Genomic DNA, 23,852 nt, shown 5'->3' with positions numbered 1-23,852 from the left:
CCGGGCACCCATAGCAGCAGCGACACACGTCAAAAGTCGATCTCGACCCCGGGCAGATTCAGTTCCTTCATCATGTCCCGCAGTTCCTGCCGCGCGGCGATATTCGAGATATTGAGCTGCTTGACCCCGATATCCTTGAGATCCAGCAGCGTCAGCCCGCGCGGGAACAACTCGCGGAAGATCACCCGTTCGGAAAAACCCGAGGCGACACGGAAGCCGATGCGTTGGGACAGCATCTCGATGGCGCGCTGCATCTTTTCCTTGTTGACCATGCGCTGGGTACCCACCCGGTTGCGCACCACCACCCAGTCGATCGGCTTCAGCCCGGCCTGCGCGCGCAGCTGCCGCGCGTTCCAGACCATCTCGGAATAGACCGAGGGCCCGAGGATTTTCTCGCCCTTGGAATCGATCCGCGCCAACAGGTCGAAATCGATGAAACTGTCGTTCAGCGGTGTGACCAGCGTATCGGCCAGCGAATGCGCCACCTGGCTGAGCCGGGTGTGCGAACCGGGGCAGTCGATCAGGATGAAGTCGCTGTCGCTTTCCAGTTCGGCCACCGCAGCCGACAGGCGGTGATCATAGATATTCTCGCCTGGCTTCAGGGTGCTGGCGTCAATCTCGGGCAGGTCGTGATGTCGCGGGCTGGGCAGGGACAGGTCCGCGCCATTCAGGAAATTCAGCCGGTTCTCGAAATACCGCCCCAAACTGCGCTGCCGCAGGTCCAGATCCAGGGTGCTGACCTTGTGCCCCAGCCGCGCCAGAGCGGTGGCCACATGCATCGACACGGTCGATTTGCCAGCGCCGCCCTTTTCGTTCCCGACCACGATGATATGTGCCATGCCTGTATTCCCAAGTCCCGCCGTGTTTACCCACACGTTGTTGGCACCCACTATATGTTGTGTAGCAGGGGAAGGGAAGAACCTGAGGCCCTGATCATGCGCAATATCAGGCTCTGAATTGGAAAACCATGTGCTGGGCAGGGGTTAGGATGAAGCCTTGCTAAATTGATGCCTCTGTTTCACTGTCCCCGGCGGGGTTTCACGGGCAGGAGCACGCTTTGGACCATCTGTTTCTGAACGTCCTGAACGTGGTTCTGCCGGTGCTGATCTGCGCCGGAATCGGTTATGGGCTGGCCGTGATCAAAGCGCCCTTCGACAACAAAGTCATCGGCGGGATCGTCTCGAAAGTGGGATATCCGACGCTGATCCTGTCGCATCTGTCGACCACGAAGATCGCGATTGGTACCTTTCTGGACGTCATGACCGCGGCGGCGCTGGCAATCGCGGGCTTCGGCGTGTTGGGGTTCGCGGCCCTGAAGCTATTGCGGCTGCCGGTGCGGGCGTTCCTGACGCCGCTGATGCATGGCAATGTGGGCAATATCGGCCTGCCGATCACCCTGCTGGCGCTGGGGAATGCGGGGATGGCCTATACGATGGGCTTTGTGGTGGTGGTGCTGATCAGCATCTTCACCCTTGGCATGTGGATCCCCGCCGGAGCCTTCTCGATCAGGAAGCTGATAACCTCACCGATCATCTATGCGGTGGCTCTGTCGCTGGTGTTGATGGGAACCGGCTACAGCCTGCCGCAGCCGGTGGCCAAATCCTTCGACATTCTGGGCGGGCTGTCGATCCCGCTGATGCTGCTGACGCTGGGGCATACCCTGGCCACGCTGCGGATCAACAGCCTGGGCCGCGCCATTCTGCTGACGGGGCTGCATCTGCTGATGGCGGTGGTCATCGCCGGGACGCTGGTCTGGGCCTTCGGCTTTACCGGGGCCGAGCGCGGCGCGGTGATCCTGTGCTGTCTGATGCCGTCTTCGGTGGCGACCTATCTGTTCATCGACCAGCATGTGCCGGAATACGGGCCGGATGTCGCCGGGTTCATCCTGGTCTCAACGCTGGCGACGATTCTGGTGCTGCCGATGGTGCTGGCCTATTGGGTCTGACCGGCACCGCCGGGTCCCGGAAACTTTGAAAGTTTCCGGTTCGATTTCATTGAATGAAATCGCCTACTACGCGTCGGCGGCGTCATAGACGGTGAACAGCTCTTTCGGCTCAGCCACTCCACGCAGCATGTAGCGCCCGACCGAGATCAGCTCTTGCGGGCAAGGCTGCGCCGCGCGCGCCACGTCGTCCGACAGAAGGATACGCTGGCCCAGAGACCGGTGCATCCCCGAGATCCGCGCCGTCTGGTTCACCGCCGGACCGATCACCGTGAAATCCAGACGGCTGTCGGCACCGATATTGCCATAGAGAATCTCGCCCGAATGCAGCGCCAGCGTATAGTTCGCCACCGGCTGCCCCTGAGATTGGCGGCGCGTGTTCAGCGCGGCCATACGCTCCTGCAGCACCGAGACCGCGCCCAGCGCCGCGCGGGCGTCTTCGTCGATCTCGCCCACATCGAACATCGCCATCACCCCGTCGCCCATGAATTTCAGGATGCTGCCGCCGCAATCATGCACCACGTCCACCGCCACGGCGAGGTAGTCATTCAGCATGTCTATGATCTCGATCCCCGGCAATTCCTCGGACAGGCTGGTGAAGCCTTCCAGATCGAAATTCCAGATCACGGCATCGATTTGCTGCAGCGATCCGCGACGGATTTCACCCGACAACACGCGCTGCCCGGCATCGCGCCCCAGATAGACCCGCATCAGATCCTGTGACACCCGCGCGTTCGAGGCCGATTTCAGCGCCAGCCCCAGATGCGGCAGCGCGGCGTTGATCAGGTCCAGATCCGCGTCGCAAAACCCTTCGGGCGCATTGCTGGCCCAGGACATCAGCACCCCGTCAATAGCCTTTTTCGCATCGCGCCGGCTGCTGTGGCTGGGCACGTCAAAGCTTACGCCGGTGGCAAAATAATCGGTCGCACCATGTTCGCGCAGATCGTTCAGCAGAGGGAACCGGCTGGCCTCGTTCTGATCCACCAGCCGTTCACGTATCACGTCGGCGTCGTCGTTCAGAATGGCGTAGAGCGGGCTTTTCTGCCACTCTTCACTGGGCGTCTCGGAATACTCGTGGGTCCGAAAATCGCCCCCGCGCCCCTGATACCAGCTATAGCCGGTGCCGCCATAGACGGGGTGCAGCGCGGGCTGGGCGGCGTGGAACCGCATCAGCGGCACGCCCAAATCGACCAGCCGGTTGCAATAGCCGTCCAGCAGGTCTTCCTTATCCGCGCCCTCAAGGCCGCGCGTCACCAGCCAGTCGATCAGAGCATGGGATTTCGCCGCGTTGGGGTCCGGGGCTGTCATATCACGTTCCTGTGTCCGTTCTCCTGACAATCTGGGGGCGGTTGCCCGGAATTACCAGTGCGTCAGTCCATCCCCGCCAGACGCCGCAGCATCATGCGCAGCAAAGCGGCCTCACCGGTGGTAAAGCGCGCCGCCAGCTTTGCATCATAATCCCGGGCAATGCCGCGCAGTTCCCGATACACCGCCTGACCTGTGCTTGTCAGCGATAGCTGCTCAACCCGCCGGTCATTTTCATCCCGCAGCCTTTGCAAATACCGGCGCTGTTCCAGTTTGCGCACCGCGCGGCTGATCTTGGTCTTATGGATCTTGGCCCGCAGGCCGATGTCCTTGGCGTTCATCTCGCCATAATTGCCAAGGTGAAACAGCACCCGCCATTCCGTGCGTAACATCCCATAGCGGTCCTTGTAGACGCGCTGAAACTCTAACGAGCTTTCCTCGGCCGCCTGATTCAACAGGAACGGCAGGAAATTTCGCAGATCAAACTCATCTTTTTCGTCATTATTCTGCTGGGTCATTCTTGTTAGTTACAAAATCAACTATTATCCGACAAGCAGCAACTTGAAGGAGCGTCCGATGAATCGCCCCACCGATCCGCACAAGATGACCCAGGCCAGCACACCCGTTGGCACCCATCCCGGCTATATGCCCGGCTTTGGCAATGACTTCGAAACCGAGGCCCTGCCCGGTGCGCTGCCGCAGGGCATGAACAGCCCGCAGAAATGTAACTATGGCCTTTATGGCGAACAACTCAGCGGCACAGCCTTCACCGCCAACCCGCCCGAGCGGACTTGGTGCTATCGCATCCGGCCCTCGGTGAAGCATTCGCATCGGTATGAGAAGATCGATCTGCCCTACTGGAAATCGGCCCCCTGCGTCGATCCCGACGTGATCTCGCTGGGTCAGTACCGCTGGAACCCGGTGCCGCATTCGGAGGAAGGCCTGACATGGCTGACCGGGATGCGCACGATGACCACCGCGGGCGACGTGAACACGCAGGTCGGCATGGCCAGCCATATCTATCTGGTCACCGAGTCGATGGTGGATGACTATTTCTTCTCGGCCGATTCCGAACTGCTGGTGGTGCCGCAGGAAGGCCGCCTGCGCTTTGCCACCGAGATGGGCATCATCGACCTTGAACCAAAAGAGATCGCGATCATTCCCCGTGGCCTGCTGTACCGCGTCGAGGTGTTGGAAGGCCCCGCCCGCGGCTTTGTCTGCGAGAATTACGGCCAGAAATTCGAACTGCCGGGCCGCGGCCCGATCGGGGCCAACTGCATGGCCAACCTGCGCGATTTCAAGGCACCGGTGGCGGCATTTGAGGACCGCGAGGTGCCCTCGACCGTGACGATCAAATGGTGCGGGCAGTTCCACACGACAAAGATCGGCCACAGCCCGCTGGACGTGGTCGCATGGCATGGCAATTACACGCCCTACAAATACGACCTGCGCACCTATTGCCCGGTCGGCGCGATCCTGTTCGACCATCCCGACCCGTCGATTTTCACCGTGCTGACCGCGCCGTCGGGCCAGCCGGGCACGGCCAATATCGACTTTGTCCTGTTCCGCGAACGCTGGATGGTGATGGAGGACACGTTCCGCCCGCCCTGGTATCACAAGAACATCATGTCCGAGCTGATGGGCAACATCTATGGCCAATATGACGCCAAACCGCAGGGCTTCGTCCCCGGTGGCATGAGCCTGCACAACATGATGATCCCACATGGGCCGGACAAGGAAGCCTTTGAGAAAGCATCGAACTCGAACCTCGGCCCGGACAAGCTGGACAATACCATGTCGTTCATGTTCGAAACCCGTTTCCCGCAGCACCTGACCGCATTTGCGGCCACCGAAGCCCCGCTGCAGGATGATTACATCGACTGCTGGAGCGACATCGAAAAGAAATTCGACGGCACCCCCGGCAAGAAATGAACACCGTCTGTGGTCTGAGATTATTCGTCGAATAATCTCGACCCCTGACAAAGGTCTGGAGACACTATGTCCTTGAAGAAATCCTGGGTCACATCGGCCAATTCCGCCGACCACCCGTTTCCGCTGAACAACCTGCCCTATGGGGTTTTTTCGACCGAAAAAACCGAACCCCGCTGCGGCGTGGCCATCGGTGACATGATCCTCGACGTGACTGCGGCCGAGGCTGACGGGCTGATCGCGCTGGCTGACGAACCCCTGTTCGATCTGCCCTTCTGGAACCCGCTGATGGAGGAAGGCCCCGCCGTCTGGGCCGCCCTGCGCGACCGCCTGACCGCACTGCTGGCCGAAGGTTCGGACGAGCAGCATAAGGTCGAAGGGTTGCTGATCCCGCAGGACGAGGCCGAGATGCACATGCCCTTCGCGGTCAGCGAATACACCGATTTCTATGCGGGCCGGAACCATGCCCAGAATGTCGGCACCATGTTCCGCGGCCCCGAAAACGCGTTGCCGCCCAACTGGTTGCATATCCCGATCGGCTATAATGGGCGCGCCTCGTCCGTGGTGGTTTCAGGCACCGATATCCGCCGCCCATGGGGTCAGCTGAAATCCCCCGATCAGGACCTGCCCGCCTTCCTGCCCTGCCGGCGCTTTGACATCGAGCTTGAGATGGGTGCCATTGTCGGCACGCCCTCGGACGGCCCGATCTCGGTGCAGGAGGCAGATGACGCCATCTTTGGCTACGTGCTGCTAAACGACTGGTCCGCCCGCGACATTCAGGCGTGGGAATACCAGCCGCTGGGCCCGTTCCAGGCCAAGGCCACGGCCACATCGATCAGCCCCTGGATCGTAACCAAGGCCGCGCTGGAACCGTTCCGCTGCGACACGCCTGCGCGCGAGTTCGAACTGCTGGATCACCTGAAGGATTGCGGACCGATGCTCTATGACATCGACCTCACCATCACCATGGCCCCCGAGGGCCAGCCGGCAACGACCATCGCCGCGACGAACTACAACCAGATGTATTATTCGGCCGCGCAGCAACTGGCCCATCACACGACCTCGGGCTGCCCGATGAATACCGGCGACCTGCTGGGTTCGGGCACCATCTCGGGGCCGACCAAGCCCGAGCGCGGCTCGTTGCTGGAACTCAGCTGGGGCGGGAAAGAGCCTCTGACGCTCGACACCGGCGAGACCCGCAGCTTTATCGAGGACGGAGACACCCTGACCCTCACCGGCGCGGCCAAAGGCGACGGCTATACCATCGGCTTCGGTGATTGCACCGGCACCGTCCTGCCCGCCCTCAGCGATCTGTACGCGCGCTGATTGATGTTCGAGGTCGACCATATCCAGATAGCGATCCCCGAAAGCGGTGAGACCACCGCGCGGGCCTTCTGCAGCGATGCGCTGGGGCTGGAAGAGTTGCCAAAGCCCGAAGCCCTGCGCGCGCGTGGTGGTCTCTGGCTGGCGTTGAGTCGGTGCGAGCTACATTTGGGTGTCGAAGAAAAATTCTCACCAGCGCGCAAGGCCCATCCGGGTTTCGTCGTCAACGATCTGGATGCGGTTGCCGCAAAGATCGAAACCTACGGTCAGAAAGTACACTGGGACACAAAGCTAAATGACCGCCGTCGGTTTTTCACCGAAGACCCTTTCGGAAACCGGCTCGAATTTCTGCAAAAGGACTAAGAAATGGCCAAGGCATTCGCATCCCAGGGGGATATGACCGAAAAGAAGATCTCGTTCACCGAGGTGGGCGAGGGCCTTTACGCCTTTACCGCCGAGGGCGACCCGAACTCGGGCGTCATCATCGGTGATGACAGCGTGATGATTGTCGAGGCGCAGGCGACCCCGCGTCTGGCGCAAAAGGTGATCGAATGCGTGCGCTCGGTGACGGACAAGCCGATCACCCATGTGGCGCTGACTCATTACCACGCGGTCCGCGTCTTGGGCGCCAGCGCGTTCGGCGCGCAACAGATCCTGATGTCGGACATGGCCCGCGCCATGGTCGTGGAACGCGGGCAAGAGGATTGGGACAGTGAATTCCAACGCTTCCCGCGCCTGTTTGAAGGGCATGAAAGCATCCCCGGCCTCACATGGCCGACCACCACGTTCAGCGATACGATGACGGTCTATCTGGGTAACCGCCGGGTCGATCTGATGCATCTGGGCCGCGCCCACACGGCGGGCGATATCGTCATTCATGTGCCCGACCAGAACGTCATGTTCACCGGTGACATCGTCGAATACCACTCGGCCTGCTACTGCGGCGACGGGCATTTCAGCGACTGGGGCGACACGCTGGACGAGATCAAGTGGTTTGACGTGGACGCCATCGCTCCGGGTCGGGGCGACGCTCTGGTCGGTAAAGACATGGTCAACGCGGCCATCGAAAACACCCGCGATTTCGTCGAAAGCACCTATCGCCCCGCAGCCAAAGTCGCGGCCCGCGGCGGCAGCCTGAAAGAGGCCTGGGATGCGGTACGCGCGGAATGCGACCCGAAATTCGCCGACTACGCGATCTATGAACATTGCCTGCCGTTCAACGTCGCCCGCGCCTATGACGAGGCGCGCGCCATCGACACCCCCCGCATCTGGACCGCCCAGCGCGATCTTGAGATGTGGGAGGCCCTGCAGGGTTGAGAATTCCGGGCCGGATTTGATCCAGATCGTAGCGGCCCGGATTTGACGATGAAACGTTAAGACGAACCCTCCGCGCGGCACCGCGCCGGAGACCGGATGAGGTGCGCCCGGCGCGCAGAACACTGGGGAGAACGACCGTGAACAAGATCTTCGAAGTTCCACTTTATGCCTACGAGGCCAGCCCGGACCAGTCGGCTTCGGCACCGGTTCGCCATCAGGTCATCGTCATCGGTGCAGGCCCCGTGGGTCTGGCCGCCGCCATCGATCTGGCCCAGCAGGGGGTCGAGGTTCTGGTGCTGGACGACAATGACAAGGTCAGCTTCGGCAGCCGCGCCATCTGTTTTGCCAAACGCCCGCTGGAAATTCTGGATCGTCTGGGCTGTGGCCAGCCGATGGTGGACAAGGGCGTTCTGTGGAACACCGGCAAGGTGTTCTTCGACGAACGTCAGGTCTATGAGTTCGATCTGCAGCCCGACAGCGGCGATCAGCGCCCCGCTTTCATCAACCTGCAGCAATATTACTTCGAAGAATATCTGGTCGACCGGGTCCGCGAATTGCAGGCCCAGGGCGCGCCGATCGAGATCCGCGGTCGCAACAAGGTCGAGGCGGTCGGCACCCATCCCGACCACACTAAGCTTGAGGTCGAAACCCCCGAAGGGTCCTATACGGTCGAGGCCGACTGGGTGATCGCCTGCGACGGGGCCGCCTCGCCCATGCGCACCATGCTGGGCAAGGATTTCGTGGGCCGCGTGTTCGAAGACAACTTCCTGATCGCTGACGTGATCATGGAGGCGGATTTCCCCTCGGAGCGCTGGTTCTGGTTCGATCCGCCATTCAACAAGGGGCAATCGGCGCTGCTGCACAAGCAACCCGACGGGGTCTGGCGCATCGACCTGCAGCTGGGCTGGGACATCGACAAGGAACGCGAAAAGCGCCCCGAAAACGTGATCCCGCGCCTCAAGGCCATGCTAGGCGACGACGTGGAGTTCGAGCTGGAATGGGTCAGTATCTATACTTTCCAGTGCCGCCGGATGGAGCAGTTCCGCCATGGCCGCGTGATCTTTGCCGGCGACAGCGCCCATCAGGTCAGCCCGTTTGGCGCGCGCGGGGCGAATTCCGGTCTGCAAGACACCGACAACCTGTGCTGGAAGCTGAAGCTGGTGATCGACGGCAAAGCGCCTGAATCGCTGCTGGACAGCTACGATACCGAGCGTATCCACGGTGCGGATGAGAACATCCTGAACTCGACCCGCTCCACCGATTTCATCACGCCGAAATCGCAGATGTCCCGCCTGCTGCGCGATGCGGTGCTGGATCTGAGCGAGCATTACGATTTCGCCCGTCCCATGGTGAACTCGGGCCGGCTGAGCGTGCCTTGCGTCTATGACGGCTCGCCGCTGAACTCGGCGGATGCGCTGAATGGCCCGGCCCAGACCCGCCCCGGCGCGCCCTGCCCCGATGCACCCTTGGGCGACGGTTTCCTGCTGTCAAAGCTGGCCGGGCAGTTCACGCTGCTGACCATCGACGCCGACGCACCGGATGAGATTGAGGTCGACGGGGTCGTGGTCAAGCGCCTTGCGCTGTCGGTCAAGGACGACCCCACGCTGACGCTGAAGCGCCGCTATCTGGGCGAGGCCACCAGCGCGGTCTATCTGATCCGGCCCGATCAGCACGTGGCGGCGCGCCGCGACAGCTATGAAGAAAACGCATTCCGGCACGCGGTCCGCCGCGCCACCGGCAAGGAGTAAGCGATATGACCGATCTGATCCTGTCTCCCAACCTGACCCATGCGGATGATTTCTATGCCGACCTGCTGGCCGCGCATGAGGGTCTTGAGAAAGCCGACAGCGACGCGCTGAACGCGCGGCTGGTCTTGGTTCTGGCCAACCACATCGGCGACAACGCCGTGCTGAAACAGGCGCTGAATGCGGCCGCTCTGAAACAAGGATAAGCGTTATGAAAATCGAACAGATTCACCACGTCGCCTACCGCTGCAAGGACGCGAAAGAGACCGTCGAATGGTATGGCAAGATGCTGAACATGGATTTCATTCTGGCGATTGCCGAAGACCATGTCCCCTCGACCCATGAACCCGATCCTTACATGCACCTGTTTCTGGATGCCGGCAACGGCAACGTGCTGGCCTTCTTTGAGCTGCCCACCAAGCCCGAAATGGGCCGCGATCCCAACACGCCGAAATGGGTGCAGCACATTGCCTTCAAGGTGAAAGACCGCGACGAGTTGATCGCCTTCAAGGATCACCTCGAGGCCAACGGGGTCGAGGTTCTGGGCGTCACGGACCATTCGATCTTTCACTCGATCTATTTCTTCGATCCCAATGGACACCGCGTCGAACTGGCTTGCCCCGATCCGGAAGAAGAGGCCATGCTGGCCCGGCTGGATTCGGTCAAATGGGATATGCTCGAGGAATGGTCGCGCACCAAGAAGGCGCCTCAGCACGCCGACTGGCTGCACGCCAAGGAACTGAGCAAGGGCTGAACACTGAATGTCTGATGTGGTTCTCTATGACTACTGGCGATCCTCTGCCAGCTACCGGCTGCGGATCGCCCTAAATCTGGCAGGCATCACTTATCGCCCGGTGGTGGTCGATCTGGTCGGCGGAGCACATCGCGCGCCGGAGCATCTGGCGCGCAATCCGCAAGGGCTGGTGCCGGTGCTTGAGATTGACGGGCTGCGCCTGACGCAATCGCTGGCGATCCTCGATTATCTGGATGAGACCCGGCAAATGGGCCTGCTACCGCAGGACCCGGCCCGCCGAGCGGCGGCGCGGGCTTTGGCACACAGTATCGCGGTGGATATCCACCCGGTCTGCAACCTGTCGGTCGCGCGCCACGCGACCGCGCTGAGCGGCGGTGCAGGCGATATGCCCGGCGACTGGATGCGCCATTTCATCCGCCCCGGTCTGCTGGCTTTTGAGGCGCTGCTGGGCGGGTTCGAGCAGACACCATTTTGCACCGGCGACGCGCCCGGTCTCGCCGATATCTGCCTGATCCCGCAGCTATACAACGCCCGCCGCTGGGAGGTCGACCTGTCCGATATGCCCCGCCTGCTGGCGGTCGAAGCGGTCTGTGCGGACCATCCCGCCTTTGCGGCGGCGCACCCGGATATGCACGCCCCCGCCTGAGGCTGCGCACACGGTCTGTGTATCGGCGCGTGTGGGCAAAACACGGAAGCGGGCCTAAATTGGGTGCATCCGACACACGGGAGGTTCCCAATGCCAGAGATCACCGGCTATCACGCCCATGTCTATTTCGACGCCGAAACGCAGCAAACGGCGCAGCAGGTCTGCGAAGAGGCAGCGAGCCTGTTCCCGGACGTGCAGATGGGCCGGATGCACGCCCGAAATGTCGGCCCGCACCCGCGCTGGAGCTGCCAGTTGGGCTTTCCCGCAGGGGTGTTCGATCAGGTCTTTCCCTGGCTGATCCTGAACCGGAAGGGGCTGACAGTCTTTACCCACCCGGAAACCGGCGATCATCTGACCGATCACCGCGACCGCACCGTCTGGATGGGTGAGATGCTGGCGCTGGATCTGTCGATCTTCGACTGAATGCCTACGCTTGGCCGCCGGTTTGGGGGCTCTGCCCCGTCGCAGCAAGCTGCGCCTCCCCCGAAGTATTTTTGAACAGAAGAAGCAGGGGAGCATTGGGGCGGACGTGCGCCTTTGGGGGCTTGGCGGGATCGAACCGTGCGAAGCAAATCCGCAGGGATGGGTGATTTTGATACACTGGCGCTATTCTATGGGCTAATCTGGCCCTACTGCGCGGGTCTCATTCGCGCTGATCTACGGCATCACGTTCCTGCGCCTCCGACCGGGCTTCGCCTTGGCGCGCCACATTCTGAAAGGACCTGTCATGGACGGCACGTTCAACGAAAACGATCTTTCCCGCATTGTCGAAGCCGATCGCGCCCATATCTGGCATCATCTGATCCAGCATAAGCCCTTCGAGACCAATGATCCGCGCATCATTGTCGAGGGCAAGGGGATGCGCGTCTGGGACCAGAACGGCAAAGAGCATCTGGATGCGGTTTCCGGCGGGGTCTGGACGGTGAATGTGGGCTATGGCCGCGAAACCATCTGCAAGGCCGTTTATGATCAGTTGATGAAGCTATGTTATTTTGCGCAGTCTGCGGGTTCGATCCCGGGGTCGATCTTTGCCGAGAAGCTGATTGGCAAGATGCCAGGCATGAGCCGGGTCTACTATACCAACTCGGGTTCGGAGGCGAACGAGAAGGCATTCAAGATGGTTCGTCAGATCGCCCATAAGCGCTATGGCGGCAAGAAGACCAAGATCCTGTACCGCGACCGCGATTATCATGGCGGCACCCTGGCGGCGATGTCGGCGGGCGGTCAGGACGAGCGGAATGCGCAATACGGACCCTTCGCCCCCGATTTCGTGCGCGTGCCCCATTGCATGGAATACCGCAAGCACGAGCTGGACGGCGCGCCCGAAGAGAATTTCGGCGAATGGGCCGCCGATCAGATCGAAGAGGTCATCCTGCGCGAAGGCCCCGACACTGTCGGTGCGCTGTGCCTTGAACCGGTGACCGCGGGCGGCGGCGTCATCGAAGCGCCCGAAGGCTATTGGCAGCGGGTGCAGGAGATTTGCAAGAAATACGACATTCTGCTGCACATTGATGAGGTCGTCTGCGGCGTGGGCCGGACCGGCACATGGTTCGGCTATCAGCATTACGGTGTGAAGCCGGATTTCGTGACCATGGCCAAGGGCGTCGCCTCGGGCTATGCGGCGATCGCCTGTCTGGTGACCACCGAGGAGGTGTTCGAGATGTTCAAGGACGACGCCTCGGACCCGCTGAACTATTTCCGCGACATCTCGACCTTTGGCGGCTGCACCGCCGGGCCCGCCGCGGCGGTCGAGAACATGCGCATCATCGAGGATGAGAACCTGCTGGAAAACTGCACGGCGATGGGCGAGCGCATGAGGGGCAATCTTCAGGCGCTGATGGAAAAGCACAAGGTCGTCGGCGATGTGCGCGGCAAGGGCCTGTTTCTGGGGGCTGAACTGGTCTCGGATCGCTCGACGCGGGAACCCGTAGACGAGAAGCTGGCGCAGGCGGTTGTGGCCGACTGCATGGCACAGGGCGTGATCATCGGCGTCACCAACCGCTCGGTCCCCGGCAAGAACAACACGCTGTGCTTCTCGCCCGCGCTGATCGTCACACCGGACGACGTTGACCAGATCACCGACGCCGTGGATGGCGCGCTGGGTCGGGTGTTCGGCTGAGCAAACAGCTGTTGCCGGTTTCAGAAAACCCGCCGATCAACGGCGGGTTTTTTGTCCGCTGATCAGAAATTCCAGCTTAGACCGGCCAGGAAATTCGGCCCCTGAGCGGCATCGCCGATCTCATGCTCGGCGGTGACCTCGAACCGCATGTTGTTGGGCAGGTCATGCTCATATCCGACCAGCAGGCTGGCTCCGGTGAAATCGGTCGAGGCAAATGACAGGGTCTGCGTATCCGAGAAGACCGTCACCTCGGCATCGGTATCGCCAAGATCCCGCCGTACGACGCCGCTGAGCCGACCGATCAGAAGGCCACCATCGGCCAACGATTTTCTGGCCTCGACCCCCACACGCGCCTCGATGACCTCGGTGGTGGTATCGCCGACGCTTGCATTCGCGACCGAGCCGGTTTCGGTGTAGCTGTCATCTTCCTGACGAGTATAGCGGACATTGCCGAAGCCCAGCAGATCGAGGGTATCTTTGAGCTCAAAGCTGCGTTCCGCGCCGATATGGGCGGTGAACAGGGTGCTGTCGAAATCGGCCTCGGCGTCCGGGTTGCCGGCAACCTGACGCGAGCGATCGGTGTCGAGCCAGCCAAAGCCCACCCCGCCTTCGACCGTAAAGGCCCCGAACTGGCGACCAAAGGCAGCATCCAGATAGACACCCGTGGTGTCGAAATCGGTTGTGTCGGTATCCCCGTCAGACCGGAAAACGCCCAGCCCGAAGGCCATCGTCAGGCCGTTCTCGGCCTGACCGGAGTAACCGGCCACGCCGTTGAACACGGTCAGATCCGTATTGATGTCGGGGGTGTTCTCGAACCGGCGGAACTCGGCATCGATCATCGCGAAGGGGCGGAACCCGCCGAAATTGCCGGCAAAGGCCTGTCCCTGCGTGACCTGTTCCGGCGGATCATAGCGCAGGGCTTCGACTGTGCGGCCCACGACCGATCCGTAATACGCCGCGATATCGCCGGACGCGGCAATATCTGCCCCGTCTATGACAGCGTAGATCGGGTCAGACCCACCCTCGTCATCGACGAACCACGCCGAGCGGCCATCGGAAACCGTCGTCACAAAAGCGCCCGAGCCCGGGGCTGCATCTTCGAAGAAAAAGACCGCGCTACCGCCCTGAGCGTCCAGATTGACCGTGTGATCCTGAACGCGGATCAGCCCGGTCACATCATCCCGGCTGTCGATGTTCAGCGTGCCCGAGCCAGTGCCCAGATAGATCGCATATGCGTTGCCATTAGTTGCGGTGGCCGCAATACGACCCACATCGGTAATGACGCCGTCGAAGTTTTCAAACCGCACGCCAATCGCATTCCCTTGCCCCGGCCCCGAGGCTGCCGCCATGATGGACCCTTGGTTCGAGAACACGCCCTGCATGTCGTTGACCTCAACCGCCGTTGCAGTCCCGGTGCCCGATCCGGCGCTGACCACAGCCTCGGCCGAGATCGAACCGGTATTGCGAATATCCCCGCGCAGCTGCCCGCCGATGCCGACACCGGCGGCTGTTGCCGAAGTTGGGCTTTCCGCCCGGGCGCTGATCATGCCGGAGTTATGAATGTTGCCGTCGACGTCCGCAGTCAGCGAATAGGCCGTTGCGATCGCCGAGGTCGCCGCCTCGGCTTCGGCCATCGCCGAACCGCTGTTGTTCACATCCCCAGTCATCAGCGCTTGAATGCGGGTTCCCACTGCAAGTGCAGACTCCGCATTCTCGATACTCGCCCTGATTTCACCTGAGTTGCCGAAATCACCCGTCAGCGTATGCCCGAGCAGGATTTGCGTACCGATCGCCTCGACCGTGGCTCCATCGCGCCCTGTTGCGACAAGCGAGCCGCTGTTGGTGACGTTGGCTGTAACGTCCCGGTTGAACGCCAGCCCAAGGGCAAGCAGGTTGCTCGTTTCGCTGCCCTCAGCGAAAGCAGTAATGTTGCCCGAATTCTCCACCGACGCCCCGGCCACGACAACGCTGGCAAAGTTCAGGCCCGTTGCCACGGCCAAACCGCCCTGCCGAGTCGCCCCGGTGGTGATGTCGCCCGTGTTGATAACCGCGCCGCCCATCACATCGCCGAAGTTGATCCCGCGGGATACCACAAGGTTCACCGATTCCGAGACAACCTCAATAGACCCATTGTTGATAATCCGGCCCCCTGGCAGGAGCTGACTTTCCACAAACACCCCGGTGCCCTGCGAAATGGCCGGAATGGGTGCGATGATGGTACCATTATTGGTGAAGGTGCTTGAATAGTCCGTGTCCGGCGCGATCGTCACCGCAGGATCGGTGCCGCTGGTCAGTTCGACCGAACCCGTCGAGGTGATCGTAATATCCTCGTCATTGCTAAAATCGAGCGGAGTGGTCTGCTGATCCGAGATCACCTGTGCCGTCGCACCGCCCGCGATCAGTGCAGCGATCGACGCCGATGCCAGAAACAGGGACGGCGCAAGGCTTGCCACCTGCCCTTTCCACCTGATCAGACGACCGCCACGCGTAACGCGTACGCGTTCTGCCGCGCATCCATTCATGTTCCGACACCCCTACATATTTCATTCGTTAACAGATTGTAAATTTTCTACCCAGAGTCGAAGTTTGGCGCAAATGAGGCAACCGCTGCTAAACCTTTCGGCGGCCCTCTATTGCACATTCACCACACCACAGCCCTTTTGTTTCCGGAATCCGCACTATCACCAGCGCGGTTAACCATACCCGCCGCCAGACGCGATTCCCGCGCTTGACCGGCGTGGCTGGACAGGCTCGACCAGCAGAACTACCGTAGCTGCAAACAATCCAGCAGGAGGTTTCAGCTGATGTTCAGGGCGCTTTCGCTTGCGACAACTTCGTTTTTGGTTGTGTCAACAACCGCTTATGCCGATCACCACTGTGCCGCGGGCAAGACGCTGACCGAGGGCAAGTTCACCGTCGCGACCGGCAATCCGGCCTATTACCCCTGGGTCGTCGACGACGCGCCCGAAAAGGGTGAAGGGTTCGAGGCCGCCGTGGCCTTTGCCGTGGCCCAGCAGATGGGCTTTGCCCCCGAAGATGTGGTCTGGGTCAGATCCTCGTTCGACGAGGCGATCCAGCCCGGGGCCAAGGAATTCGACGTCAACATGCAGCAATACTCGATCACGCCCGAGCGCGATCAGGTCGTTGATTTCTCGACCCCCTATTACACCGCCCCGATGGCGGTTCTGGTCAGCGCCAACGCCGCCGAAACTGCCCTGACGCTCGAAGCCCTAAAGGGGCTGCAATGGGGGGCGGTGGGCACCACTACCGCCGTGCCGCAACTGGCCCGTATCATCCAGCCCGACAGCGACCCGCTGCTTTATGGTGACAATGCGGATGTCAACGCCGCGATGACCGCCAACCAGATCGACGCGGCGCTGTTCGACCTGCCCACCGCCCTGTTCCTGAGCGCGGTGATGATCGAGGGGTCAAAGGTTATCGGCCAGTTCCCCGCCGATCAAAGCGACAATCCCGACCAGTTCGGAATGCTGATGGAAGAAGGCAACCCGCTGAAGGCCTGCATCGACGCGGCGCTGGCGGCACTGACCGAAAGCGGCCAGCTGGCCGAGATCGAAGCCCGGTGGCTGCAGGATTCCACCGGTGTGCCCCTGATCCGGTAACATGAACAGTCGCAAGGCGGATGGCATGACCCGCCGCGAACGCTTTGAAGCGCAGCAGCGCCGCCGGTCGCTGCTGATCGCGGCGACCAGCACGATCACGGTCGTTGCCGCGCTCTGGCTTCTGGTGCCGCTGGCACCGGGCTGGGCCAAGGTCCAGCAGAGCTTTTTCAATGGCGCGGTTCTGGTCGAAACCTTCCCGAAGCTGCTGGACGCGTTCCGGATCAACGTGATGATCTTCGCCTGGTCAGCCCCGGCCATCGCCGTGCTTGGCCTGCTGATCGCGCTGGCGCGGGACGCCAAGTCGCCTGCGCTGTTTCCGCTGCGCATCTTCGGTGCCGCCTTCACCGATATCTTCCGCGGCGTGCCGGTGATCCTGACCGTCTATCTCATCGGGTTCGGGATCCCGGGGCTGGGCCTGCCGCGGCCCTGGAACTCGCCCTATATCTGGGGCACGCTGGCGCTGGTGCTGACCTATTCAGCCTATGTCGCCGAAATCTTCCGCTCGGGCATCGACAGCGTGCACCATAGTCAGCGCGCCGCAGCCCTGTCGCTGGGCCTGTCCGAGCGGCAGGTGATGCGCGACGTGGTGCTGCCGCAGGCCATCCGCAACGTGGTGCCCTCGCAGATGAACATGCTGATCGCGCTGCAAAAGGATGTCTCGCTGCTCAGCTTCATCGGCCCGGTCGAAATCTTCCGCCAGGCCGGGGTCTTCAAATCGCTGCTCGCCAACTTCACCCCGTATGTGGGCGCGGCCATCATCTTTCTGATCGTCACCGTTCCGGCGACCCGCTATGCCGATCACCTGATGGCCCGCCAGATGCGAGAGAGACGCTGATGCCCAAGCTGGAACTGCAGGGCGTGGTCAAACGCTTTGGCGATCGCACGGTCTGTGACGGGATCGACCTGACCGTGGACGAGGGCCAGATGGTCTGCCTGATCGGTGCGTCCGGGTCGGGCAAGTCCACCCTGCTGCGCTGCATCAACCTGCTGGAACCGATCGAGGACGGTGCGATCTTTCTGGATGGCGAGGATATCTCGGTCCCCGGCCTCAACCCGCAATCGGTCCGCGCCCGCATCGGCATCGTGTTCCAAAGCTTCAACCTGTTCCCCCACATGACCGCGCTGGACAATGTCCTGCTGGCCCCCCGCCGGGTCCGCGGCCTGTCCCGCAGCGCCCTGCTGCCCGAGGTCGAGGCCCTGTTCGCCCGGTTCGGTCTGACCGACCGGATGCAGAACTATCCCGACCAGCTTTCGGGCGGCCAGCAGCAGCGGGTGGCCATCGTCCGTGCGCTTGCGATGCAACCCGAGGTCATGTTGTTCGACGAGATCACCTCGGCGCTGGACCCGCAACTGGTGGGCGAGGTGCTGGACGTTCTGCTGCTGCTGAAACAGCAGGGCATGACAATGGTGATGGCAACGCATGAGATGGGTTTCGCCCGCGAGGCCGCCGACAAGGTGTGCTTTCTGGACAGCGGCCGCATCCTCGAGGAAGGCCCGCCAGGACAGCTGTTCAACGCACCATCAGAGCCCAGCACCCGCGCTTTTCTGGCCCGTGCGTTGAAGTAGACCTGACGAGGTCCGGGTGTGGGTTGAACAGTCGGTGAACTATTGTTGACCGAGCAGGCTTATCACATCCGTGCAGGTTTCAAAGGAACTCTCCTACAGCGCGGCCAACGCTAAGCGCGTTACCAATCAACCGTCTCTTAATACATTGCTTTCGTTGAGGAGAGTTTGGTTGCGGGAGAGGATTCACTCGCGGCGAAGGTCGACTCTAGCAATGCGACCTTAGCTTAGACCAAGCGCGGCTCAACAAGCTAGAGAATGAAGCCGGTTGGCTTGTCGCTACCTCGATTTGCCAGTGCAAAACGTAAACCGCAAAAGCTACCGGTGCTACGCGCGTGATCCCGTTTTAAACCGGGGCGCTGCCGGGCTTGTGTTCATTCACCGTCTTCTTTACTGGTGTCAAGGTGCCAGGGAATGAGCGCGATACCTATGGATTTTCGAATGAGTGCGAACAGTGCGGACAGCGTGCCGGATACCCTGTCGAGTGAACGCTGGGTCAGCAGCAGGAATGCCTACAACGACTTCTGCAAAAACCCATCCACGAGCCGTCTTTTCCGTGTTTTCGATGGCCTTGTCGGTGATACAGCTACCTGGGCACCCTCTGCCGACACCCATGCTCGCTCCTTATTTGTAGAGTTTGATCAAGCGCTTCTTCACCGTGATTTAAGCCAGGCAGGCTTGATCGCTAACGACATTGCACTCCAATCCGGCGAAGCGGCAGACATTGGGGCTGTTCGCATCGTGTTGGCGGCACGCGCCATTCTAACGCACTCAGCAGTGGTCCTGGCGGACCAGATACTTCTTGGCGCGCAGACCACGGATGACACACGAGGTGCGCGGCTGATGACGTCTTTTCTGCTCCGGGTCCGGTGCAGAGTTCACGATCAGAAGAACGAGGCGCTGGTCCTGGAGGTTTTAGAGCTCAAACCCGAAGGATATGGTGTCGTGCTGAGCGAGTGGCTGCACCATTTGTGGCGCTATGATGGCCCAAGCCGCACGTTGGCCCGTGATCTTTGGCAGATGTTTACAGCTCAACCCAAGGCAGACGCTGCCGCGCAACTAGCCTGCGCCGCTCTGGCCGCAAGAGTAGATGACTGGGATCTGGTCGAAGACGTATTAGCCTCTGAGCCGAAACTCCAGAAACGATTTACATCTGTTCTGCCGCTTGCTCGGTACTTGATGGCAAGCAGCCGGGGAACGGAAGCGATGCAACCCTACATAGCGCTTCACGATCATCTCGATGCGCAGACAGCTTTGCTGGCGGAACGCGTGGCCGCAGCGGACGTCTCTTTGGCCATCGTTGGCAATTCACCCTGCGAAATCGGCAAACACCGAGGGGCACAAATCGATGCGCACGATGAGGTGGTCAGGTTCAACTACTTCGAACTTAACGAGCAGTTTTCAGGCGACTACGGGCGGAAATTTACAATTCACGGACGGGGGCCTGGCGACAACGCGGGGCTCAACGCGAGAAGCGCCACGGCGCGTTGCGCCGTCATCTGCACGTATGATTTCGTGTTTGTGCCGCGCAATTGGGCGCGTTGGGTCGCATTGCATCAAAATGGTGTTCAGATGGCAGCGCTTCCCAGCGGCAGCCACCGCGCGTTGCAGCACAAATTGAAGGCTGAGCCGAGCTTGGGTCTTGCATTCTTGTCGTACGTGAAATCCCTACGGGGAACGCTCTCGAAAGACAGTTGCTTTGGCTTTTCGTTTTTGGATCAAATTGATCCGGCAGCACAATCTGCGCGATACTTTGGCGGGCCTCCTCCGGCCTTGACGCACCGATGGGCGTTAGAAGCCGATATCTTTCATGGACTAACCACTTAGAAGGGACGGCGCTTTAGGGCCGTCAAGGACACATATGAAAATCCAGATAGAAGGCGATCACACCGGGTATCACTGCGGGTCGGATGCGGTGTATCAGGTCATCTTAAAAGACGCACTGAGTTATGGTGAAGTTGTGGGCAGCGAAGAGGACTTCGATCTGCTCGTTGTGAATGGCGAAGGTTCCATGCATCACGACAGCAAAGCTTGCAAAAGGAAGATGGAGAAAATTCGTCAGACCATCGATTCCGGAAAGCGCGCGACTCTTGTAAACACCGTTTGGGAAGAAAACCCGAGGGAATACGCTGAAATTTTGAAACGCTGTGATCGTGTGATTGCCCGGGAAATATGTTCAGCCCGCGAACTGGCCAAAGTCGGGGTCGATGCGCAGGTATATCTTGATGCCGCATACTCATGTGAGATCGATGATGTCGAGCCTTACGACTTTGACGGGGCCGTTCTGGTCACTGATTTTTTCTCGCGCGAATTCGGCACATTCGCGAAAGTTACCGGAGCCTGGGCGAAACGCTTTGTCTACATCGATCTCAAAGAATGGTCATGGTCACATCTCGTCCGGTCGATGTCCACAGCATCGATGTTGATTACCGGTCGACATCATGCGGTTTACGCGTCCTGCAAGGCCCGGCTGCCGTTTGTCGCGCTTACCGGAAACACACATAAAATCACCGGGCTCATAGAAACCGCGCAGAGCGATATCCCGATTTTTACGGAATTTGCGGATTTGAAAGCAAATCTATCGTGGCCAACAAAGAACACTGAAAGCTATGAGCGCCTATTCGATTGGATGGAAGCGCAACCCAAATGGACCATGTCCCTTTAGTGCACGTTCTGCCTGCCAACAGTGTCCATGGCAAAGCGTTCTTCAGCAGATGGGCTGTGGGGGCCCGGGCGGTTGATCATATTGTAGGCCGTTGGAGATCTCCAAAAGTCAAAACCGTATAAATGCAGGCTTCCGGATTCTATCATCCGGGCCATCATATGAATGCCCATACATCCCGTTGAGGGTCTTTCACCTATCGCTGTATGCAATTCTTCCCACCAATCAACCGGATAAAAATGCAGTTTCGCTTTGTGCTCAGGTGGAATTCTGTCGCGTTTCGCAGGGCTCATGTAAACGATCTTGGCACCTTGAGTTATCAAGTCCGGAAGTAATTCAGTGAAGGCCGACAACAGCAGAATGTCGGTACGATCACAGCCGGTTTTTGATGCGGTCTCCATACCGCGGTTCATCCGAACAATAACGTCGTAATTGGCGAGTTCAGGCTTTGGATTCTCCAGAAGGCTTTGGGCGTTGCCGACAAGCGCCACCCGGCGCCCTTTTACAAACCTGGTCAAAGCCTCCAAGCCGAAGGTTTCAGTCATAAAAAAGCACCTTCCGAACAGCGCATATAAGGATACACTCCGGGTACAGACCCGAAGACCTACTACATTTGACCTGACACAGTTGGGCGACGGTCGTGTTTCCTAGTTTTTCTTTTGAGATGGATGCGGTCAAGGCCCGTTTTCAATGCCTCTGACACGCGCGCGGCCGGTCCAGTTTCTGCGAGGGTGGTGTCAGGCGAATTCTAACCAGCCTCAGTTTGCCGCGGGAACCGTGTTCCTATCCGGAACAAAGTTGGCGCCACTCAGCAAGAGCAGCGGTACGCGTCAGCTCGACGGTGTCTCGGCTGCTGGGGGCTCTTTCGTGATTGAAATGGTTGTAGACGGAGGAGTGGACGGAAGCGAATTTCTGTAAACTTCGCACACGCCTGAAGCGCTGCATGGCGCGTTCGTCGCAAGATAGTCTCCGAGAGCTCGGATCTGAAGCGAAATAGCGGCGGGGGATAAACAGAACTCATCTGCGGCATCTTGGAAACTTTGATGTCGCGCCGCGGCCTCGAATGCTTTCACGGCCAAGAATGGAAGTATCCGCTATTTCTTCACGCGCAAATCTTTCTCATCAGGCGATGAAAAACTGTCTTTTGCCGTCGAGTGTACTGGCCAGCTAGGCTTGCGGCAAATCCATACTTGCTCGGTCGGAGGGGCTGCTGTTCTCTTTAAAACGCATCACACTTGCCGTGATCGCCCCGCTTTTTGTTGCCGTTTCCAGCCAAGCACTGGCTGATGCACCGGACTTTCAGAAACTCTAATTGAAGAACTTCACGCTTGGATCGATTCCGCTGCGGATCTCCCAAGAGCAGGAAAACCATAAGCGTTGCATCTGCCCCCCTAATTAGCCTCTGATCTGTCTCTGGCCGCCATGGCATGCTGCCAAAAAAACGAGAGGCGGCAGCCATGTGGGGCAATTCCCACGGTCATTCCAAGTCTATGGCTTCACCATCGAAGTGCACGCGGGCGGACGCCGTGTCTGGCCGCCCAGCTTCAAGCGGTTTGTCAAAACCAAACTTGAACTGGGCAAACTGACTGTTGGTGACATCATGGAGGATTGCAACGTTTCGCAATCCCTCGTCTATAAATGGAGGTCAGACGTGAAATCGTCACGGGTCAGAAGCGTCGCGCGGAGCGAAGAACGGATCTTTTCGGAAGTTGTCGTTAACGAAGCGGCACAGCCAAACCGCGATCCGGAAACTGACAATCGCATTCTACTGACGCGCCGGGAAAGCACTTTGTCTTTTCCAGTCGATTACCCGGTGAACGACCTAGTCAAAATCGCACTCGCGATGGGTAGCCAATCATGATTTCCCCAGCCGGTAACTTCAAATTTTACGTCGCCAGCAAGCCGGTTGATTTTCGTAAAGGCATGGATGGTTTGGCTGCGAACGTTCTAAATGAATTCGACCTCGATCCCTTCAGCGGCGCCATATTTGTTTTCCGTCCAAAACGCGCGGACCGGATGAAGCTCATAGTTTGGGATGGGACCGGTTTTGTCCTGCTCAATAAACGGATCGAGAATATCGGCAGTTGTGGGGCACCAAGCCCTGAGCAAGAGCGCAGTCTCTGCTGTTTTGCTTGGCTTTATCGGGGCGCTGTTCCTCATACGGGATACCGTGCAACCTTCCCAACCTGCGGGTGTTGTGGCGGCGGCGTCATCCAAGTCGGCAACCACTATTTCGGCTGCTCCACCCAACGGAACAAAGGCACCTGCGATAATCGGCTGACGATCAAATGCGCGGAGCTCGAAGACCGTGTTCTCTCCGGCCTCAAGGAACAGTTGCTGCATCCTGATCTGATCGCGGAATTCACCAAAGCCTATCAAGAGGAATGCAACCGTCTTGCCGGTTCCATTCAACAGGAACGGAGTAACGCGACACGTGATCTGGCGCAGATCGAGCGCAAGATCGCACATCTCATAGACGCCATCAGCGATGGCATGTTTCACGCCAGCATGAAGGATAAGTTGACTGCGTTGGAGGTTCGCAAATCGGAACTCGAAGCCCTGATCGCCTCCGCCTCTGATGAACCACCGGTTTTGCTGCATCCCGGATTGTCCGATGTGTATCAGGAACAAGTCGCCAATTTGACCACAGCATTGCGGAATCCTTCTTCGCAAGCTGAGGCAACACCCATCATTCGTGGCCTATTGTCGGAGATCCGGTTAGTCCCGGAAGATGGGACGTATGCAATTGAACTCATTGGAGAGCTGGCGGGATTGCTTGCGCTGGGAGCATCCCAGAATGAACAAGGCCGCCCTGCGGCGGCTTGTTCGACTCTAATGGTTGCGGGAGTAGGATTTGAACCTACGACCTTCAGGTTATGAGCCTGACGAGCTACCGGGCTGCTCCATCCCGCGACACTTTTGGTTGG

The 23,852-nt window shown here is 59.9% G+C and carries 23 protein-coding genes, 1 tRNA gene and 2 pseudogenes; 18 read left to right on the top strand and 8 right to left on the bottom strand.

Going from position 1 to position 23,852, the window contains the following annotated elements:
- Positions 1-29: 29 nt before the first annotated feature.
- The gene (locus ACR1XV_RS18815; protein WP_480534168.1) at positions 30-839 is read right to left on the bottom strand and encodes a division plane positioning ATPase MipZ; all 810 of its coding nucleotides are present in this window, start codon (positions 837-839) and stop codon (positions 30-32) included.
- Positions 840-1,057: 218 nt separating this feature from the next.
- Here ACR1XV_RS18815 and ACR1XV_RS18810 point away from each other — a divergent pair, with 218 nt between their 5' ends.
- A complete protein-coding gene (locus tag ACR1XV_RS18810; protein ID WP_480534166.1) occupies positions 1,058-1,945 on the top strand; it encodes an AEC family transporter in 888 nt (295 codons plus the stop codon).
- Between the two features lie 66 nt (positions 1,946-2,011).
- Here the strand turns inward: ACR1XV_RS18810 and ACR1XV_RS18805 are convergent, their stop codons facing one another.
- Positions 2,012-3,250, bottom strand: a complete 1,239-nt coding sequence (locus tag ACR1XV_RS18805; protein ID WP_480534164.1) for an adenylate/guanylate cyclase domain-containing protein — start codon at positions 3,248-3,250, stop codon at positions 2,012-2,014.
- 62 nt (positions 3,251-3,312) lie between these two features.
- A complete protein-coding gene (locus tag ACR1XV_RS18800; protein WP_480534162.1) occupies positions 3,313-3,765 on the bottom strand; it encodes a MarR family winged helix-turn-helix transcriptional regulator in 453 nt (150 codons plus the stop codon).
- 58 nt (positions 3,766-3,823) lie between these two features.
- Here ACR1XV_RS18800 and hmgA point away from each other — a divergent pair, with 58 nt between their 5' ends.
- From hmgA to ACR1XV_RS18750, 10 genes are all read left to right on the top strand, one after another.
- Complete coding sequence (hmgA, locus tag ACR1XV_RS18795) at positions 3,824-5,179, top strand: homogentisate 1,2-dioxygenase (protein ID WP_480534160.1); 1,356 nt, start codon at positions 3,824-3,826, stop codon at positions 5,177-5,179.
- A 66-nt stretch (positions 5,180-5,245) separates the two neighbouring features.
- The gene (gene fahA / locus ACR1XV_RS18790; RefSeq protein WP_480534158.1) at positions 5,246-6,502 is read left to right on the top strand and encodes a fumarylacetoacetase; all 1,257 of its coding nucleotides are present in this window, start codon (positions 5,246-5,248) and stop codon (positions 6,500-6,502) included.
- Between the two features lie 3 nt (positions 6,503-6,505).
- Complete coding sequence (locus ACR1XV_RS18785; RefSeq protein ID WP_480534156.1) at positions 6,506-6,862, top strand: VOC family protein; 357 nt, start codon at positions 6,506-6,508, stop codon at positions 6,860-6,862.
- 3 nt (positions 6,863-6,865) lie between these two features.
- Entirely contained in the window at positions 6,866-7,816 is a 951-nt protein-coding gene (locus ACR1XV_RS18780; RefSeq protein ID WP_480534154.1) for an MBL fold metallo-hydrolase, read from the top strand.
- A gap of 137 nt (positions 7,817-7,953) precedes the next feature.
- The gene (locus ACR1XV_RS18775; protein ID WP_480534152.1) at positions 7,954-9,564 is read left to right on the top strand and encodes an FAD-dependent oxidoreductase; all 1,611 of its coding nucleotides are present in this window, start codon (positions 7,954-7,956) and stop codon (positions 9,562-9,564) included.
- A 5-nt stretch (positions 9,565-9,569) separates the two neighbouring features.
- Positions 9,570-9,767, top strand: coding sequence for a DUF2783 domain-containing protein (locus ACR1XV_RS18770; RefSeq protein WP_480534150.1), 198 nt, complete (start codon positions 9,570-9,572; stop codon positions 9,765-9,767).
- 5 nt (positions 9,768-9,772) lie between these two features.
- Positions 9,773-10,315, top strand: a complete 543-nt coding sequence (locus ACR1XV_RS18765) for a VOC family protein (protein ID WP_170671183.1) — start codon at positions 9,773-9,775, stop codon at positions 10,313-10,315.
- Between the two features lie 7 nt (positions 10,316-10,322).
- On the top strand, positions 10,323-10,961 hold the full coding sequence (gene maiA, locus ACR1XV_RS18760) for a maleylacetoacetate isomerase (protein WP_480534149.1): 639 nt from the start codon (positions 10,323-10,325) through the stop codon (positions 10,959-10,961).
- A gap of 90 nt (positions 10,962-11,051) precedes the next feature.
- Positions 11,052-11,384 carry a DOPA 4,5-dioxygenase family protein gene (locus tag ACR1XV_RS18755; protein ID WP_480534148.1) on the top strand — a complete coding sequence of 111 codons (333 nt, stop codon included), beginning with the start codon at positions 11,052-11,054 and terminating at the stop codon, positions 11,382-11,384.
- A 304-nt stretch (positions 11,385-11,688) separates the two neighbouring features.
- The gene (locus tag ACR1XV_RS18750) at positions 11,689-13,080 is read left to right on the top strand and encodes an aminotransferase family protein (RefSeq protein WP_480534146.1); all 1,392 of its coding nucleotides are present in this window, start codon (positions 11,689-11,691) and stop codon (positions 13,078-13,080) included.
- Positions 13,081-13,142: 62 nt separating this feature from the next.
- Here ACR1XV_RS18750 and ACR1XV_RS18745 read toward each other — a convergent pair whose 3' ends face one another.
- Positions 13,143-15,533 (bottom strand): autotransporter family protein, encoded by a 2,391-nt coding sequence (locus ACR1XV_RS18745; protein ID WP_480534144.1) that lies wholly within the window; start codon positions 15,531-15,533, stop codon positions 13,143-13,145.
- A 351-nt stretch (positions 15,534-15,884) separates the two neighbouring features.
- On the opposite strand from ACR1XV_RS18745, the gene ACR1XV_RS18740 reads away from it, so the two are divergent.
- From ACR1XV_RS18740 to ACR1XV_RS18720, 5 genes are all read left to right on the top strand, one after another.
- A complete protein-coding gene (locus tag ACR1XV_RS18740) occupies positions 15,885-16,700 on the top strand; it encodes an ABC transporter substrate-binding protein (protein ID WP_480534142.1) in 816 nt (271 codons plus the stop codon).
- A gap of 1 nt (position 16,701) precedes the next feature.
- Positions 16,702-17,535 carry an amino acid ABC transporter permease gene (locus ACR1XV_RS18735; RefSeq protein WP_480534140.1) on the top strand — a complete coding sequence of 278 codons (834 nt, stop codon included), beginning with the start codon at positions 16,702-16,704 and terminating at the stop codon, positions 17,533-17,535.
- Entirely contained in the window at positions 17,535-18,266 is a 732-nt protein-coding gene (locus ACR1XV_RS18730; RefSeq protein WP_480534138.1) for an amino acid ABC transporter ATP-binding protein, read from the top strand. Before ACR1XV_RS18735 ends, ACR1XV_RS18730 begins: the two co-directional genes overlap by 1 nt.
- Before the next feature lie 411 nt (positions 18,267-18,677).
- On the top strand, positions 18,678-20,090 hold the full coding sequence (locus tag ACR1XV_RS18725) for a glycosyltransferase family 29 protein (RefSeq protein WP_480534136.1): 1,413 nt from the start codon (positions 18,678-18,680) through the stop codon (positions 20,088-20,090).
- A 34-nt stretch (positions 20,091-20,124) separates the two neighbouring features.
- Positions 20,125-20,928: a polysaccharide pyruvyl transferase family protein gene (locus ACR1XV_RS18720; protein ID WP_480534134.1), complete on the top strand. Its 804-nt coding sequence runs from the start codon at positions 20,125-20,127 to the stop codon at positions 20,926-20,928.
- On the opposite strand, the gene ACR1XV_RS18715 is transcribed toward ACR1XV_RS18720, so the two are convergent.
- From ACR1XV_RS18715 to ACR1XV_RS18705, 3 genes and pseudogenes are all read right to left on the bottom strand, one after another.
- Positions 20,925-21,470: a hypothetical protein gene (locus ACR1XV_RS18715; protein ID WP_480534132.1), complete on the bottom strand. Its 546-nt coding sequence runs from the start codon at positions 21,468-21,470 to the stop codon at positions 20,925-20,927. The two genes, ACR1XV_RS18720 and ACR1XV_RS18715, sit on opposite strands and share 4 nt — an antisense overlap.
- 238 nt (positions 21,471-21,708) lie before the next feature.
- Positions 21,709-21,879: pseudogene (locus tag ACR1XV_RS18710) on the bottom strand (IS6 family transposase); the annotation flags it as partial.
- A 56-nt stretch (positions 21,880-21,935) separates the two neighbouring features.
- Positions 21,936-21,998 (bottom strand): annotated as a pseudogene (locus tag ACR1XV_RS18705) (hypothetical protein); the annotation flags it as partial.
- 386 nt (positions 21,999-22,384) lie between these two features.
- Between ACR1XV_RS18705 and ACR1XV_RS18700 the strand changes: the two are divergent.
- Positions 22,385-22,786 carry a transposase gene (locus tag ACR1XV_RS18700; protein ID WP_480534130.1) on the top strand — a complete coding sequence of 134 codons (402 nt, stop codon included), beginning with the start codon at positions 22,385-22,387 and terminating at the stop codon, positions 22,784-22,786.
- Positions 22,783-23,805, top strand: coding sequence for an IS66 family insertion sequence element accessory protein TnpB (tnpB, locus tag ACR1XV_RS18695; RefSeq protein ID WP_480534337.1), 1,023 nt, complete (start codon positions 22,783-22,785; stop codon positions 23,803-23,805). The genes ACR1XV_RS18700 and tnpB overlap by 4 nt, the downstream gene beginning before the upstream one ends.
- Here the strand turns inward: tnpB and ACR1XV_RS18690 are convergent.
- Positions 23,762-23,838 (bottom strand) — tRNA-Met (locus ACR1XV_RS18690). The genes tnpB and ACR1XV_RS18690 overlap by 44 nt on opposite strands.
- Between the last annotated feature and the right edge of the window lie 14 nt (positions 23,839-23,852).

It is taken from the genome of Ruegeria sp. AD2(2025) (assembly GCF_056542385.1).
This window is presented reverse-complemented; position numbering and strand designations above follow the sequence as displayed.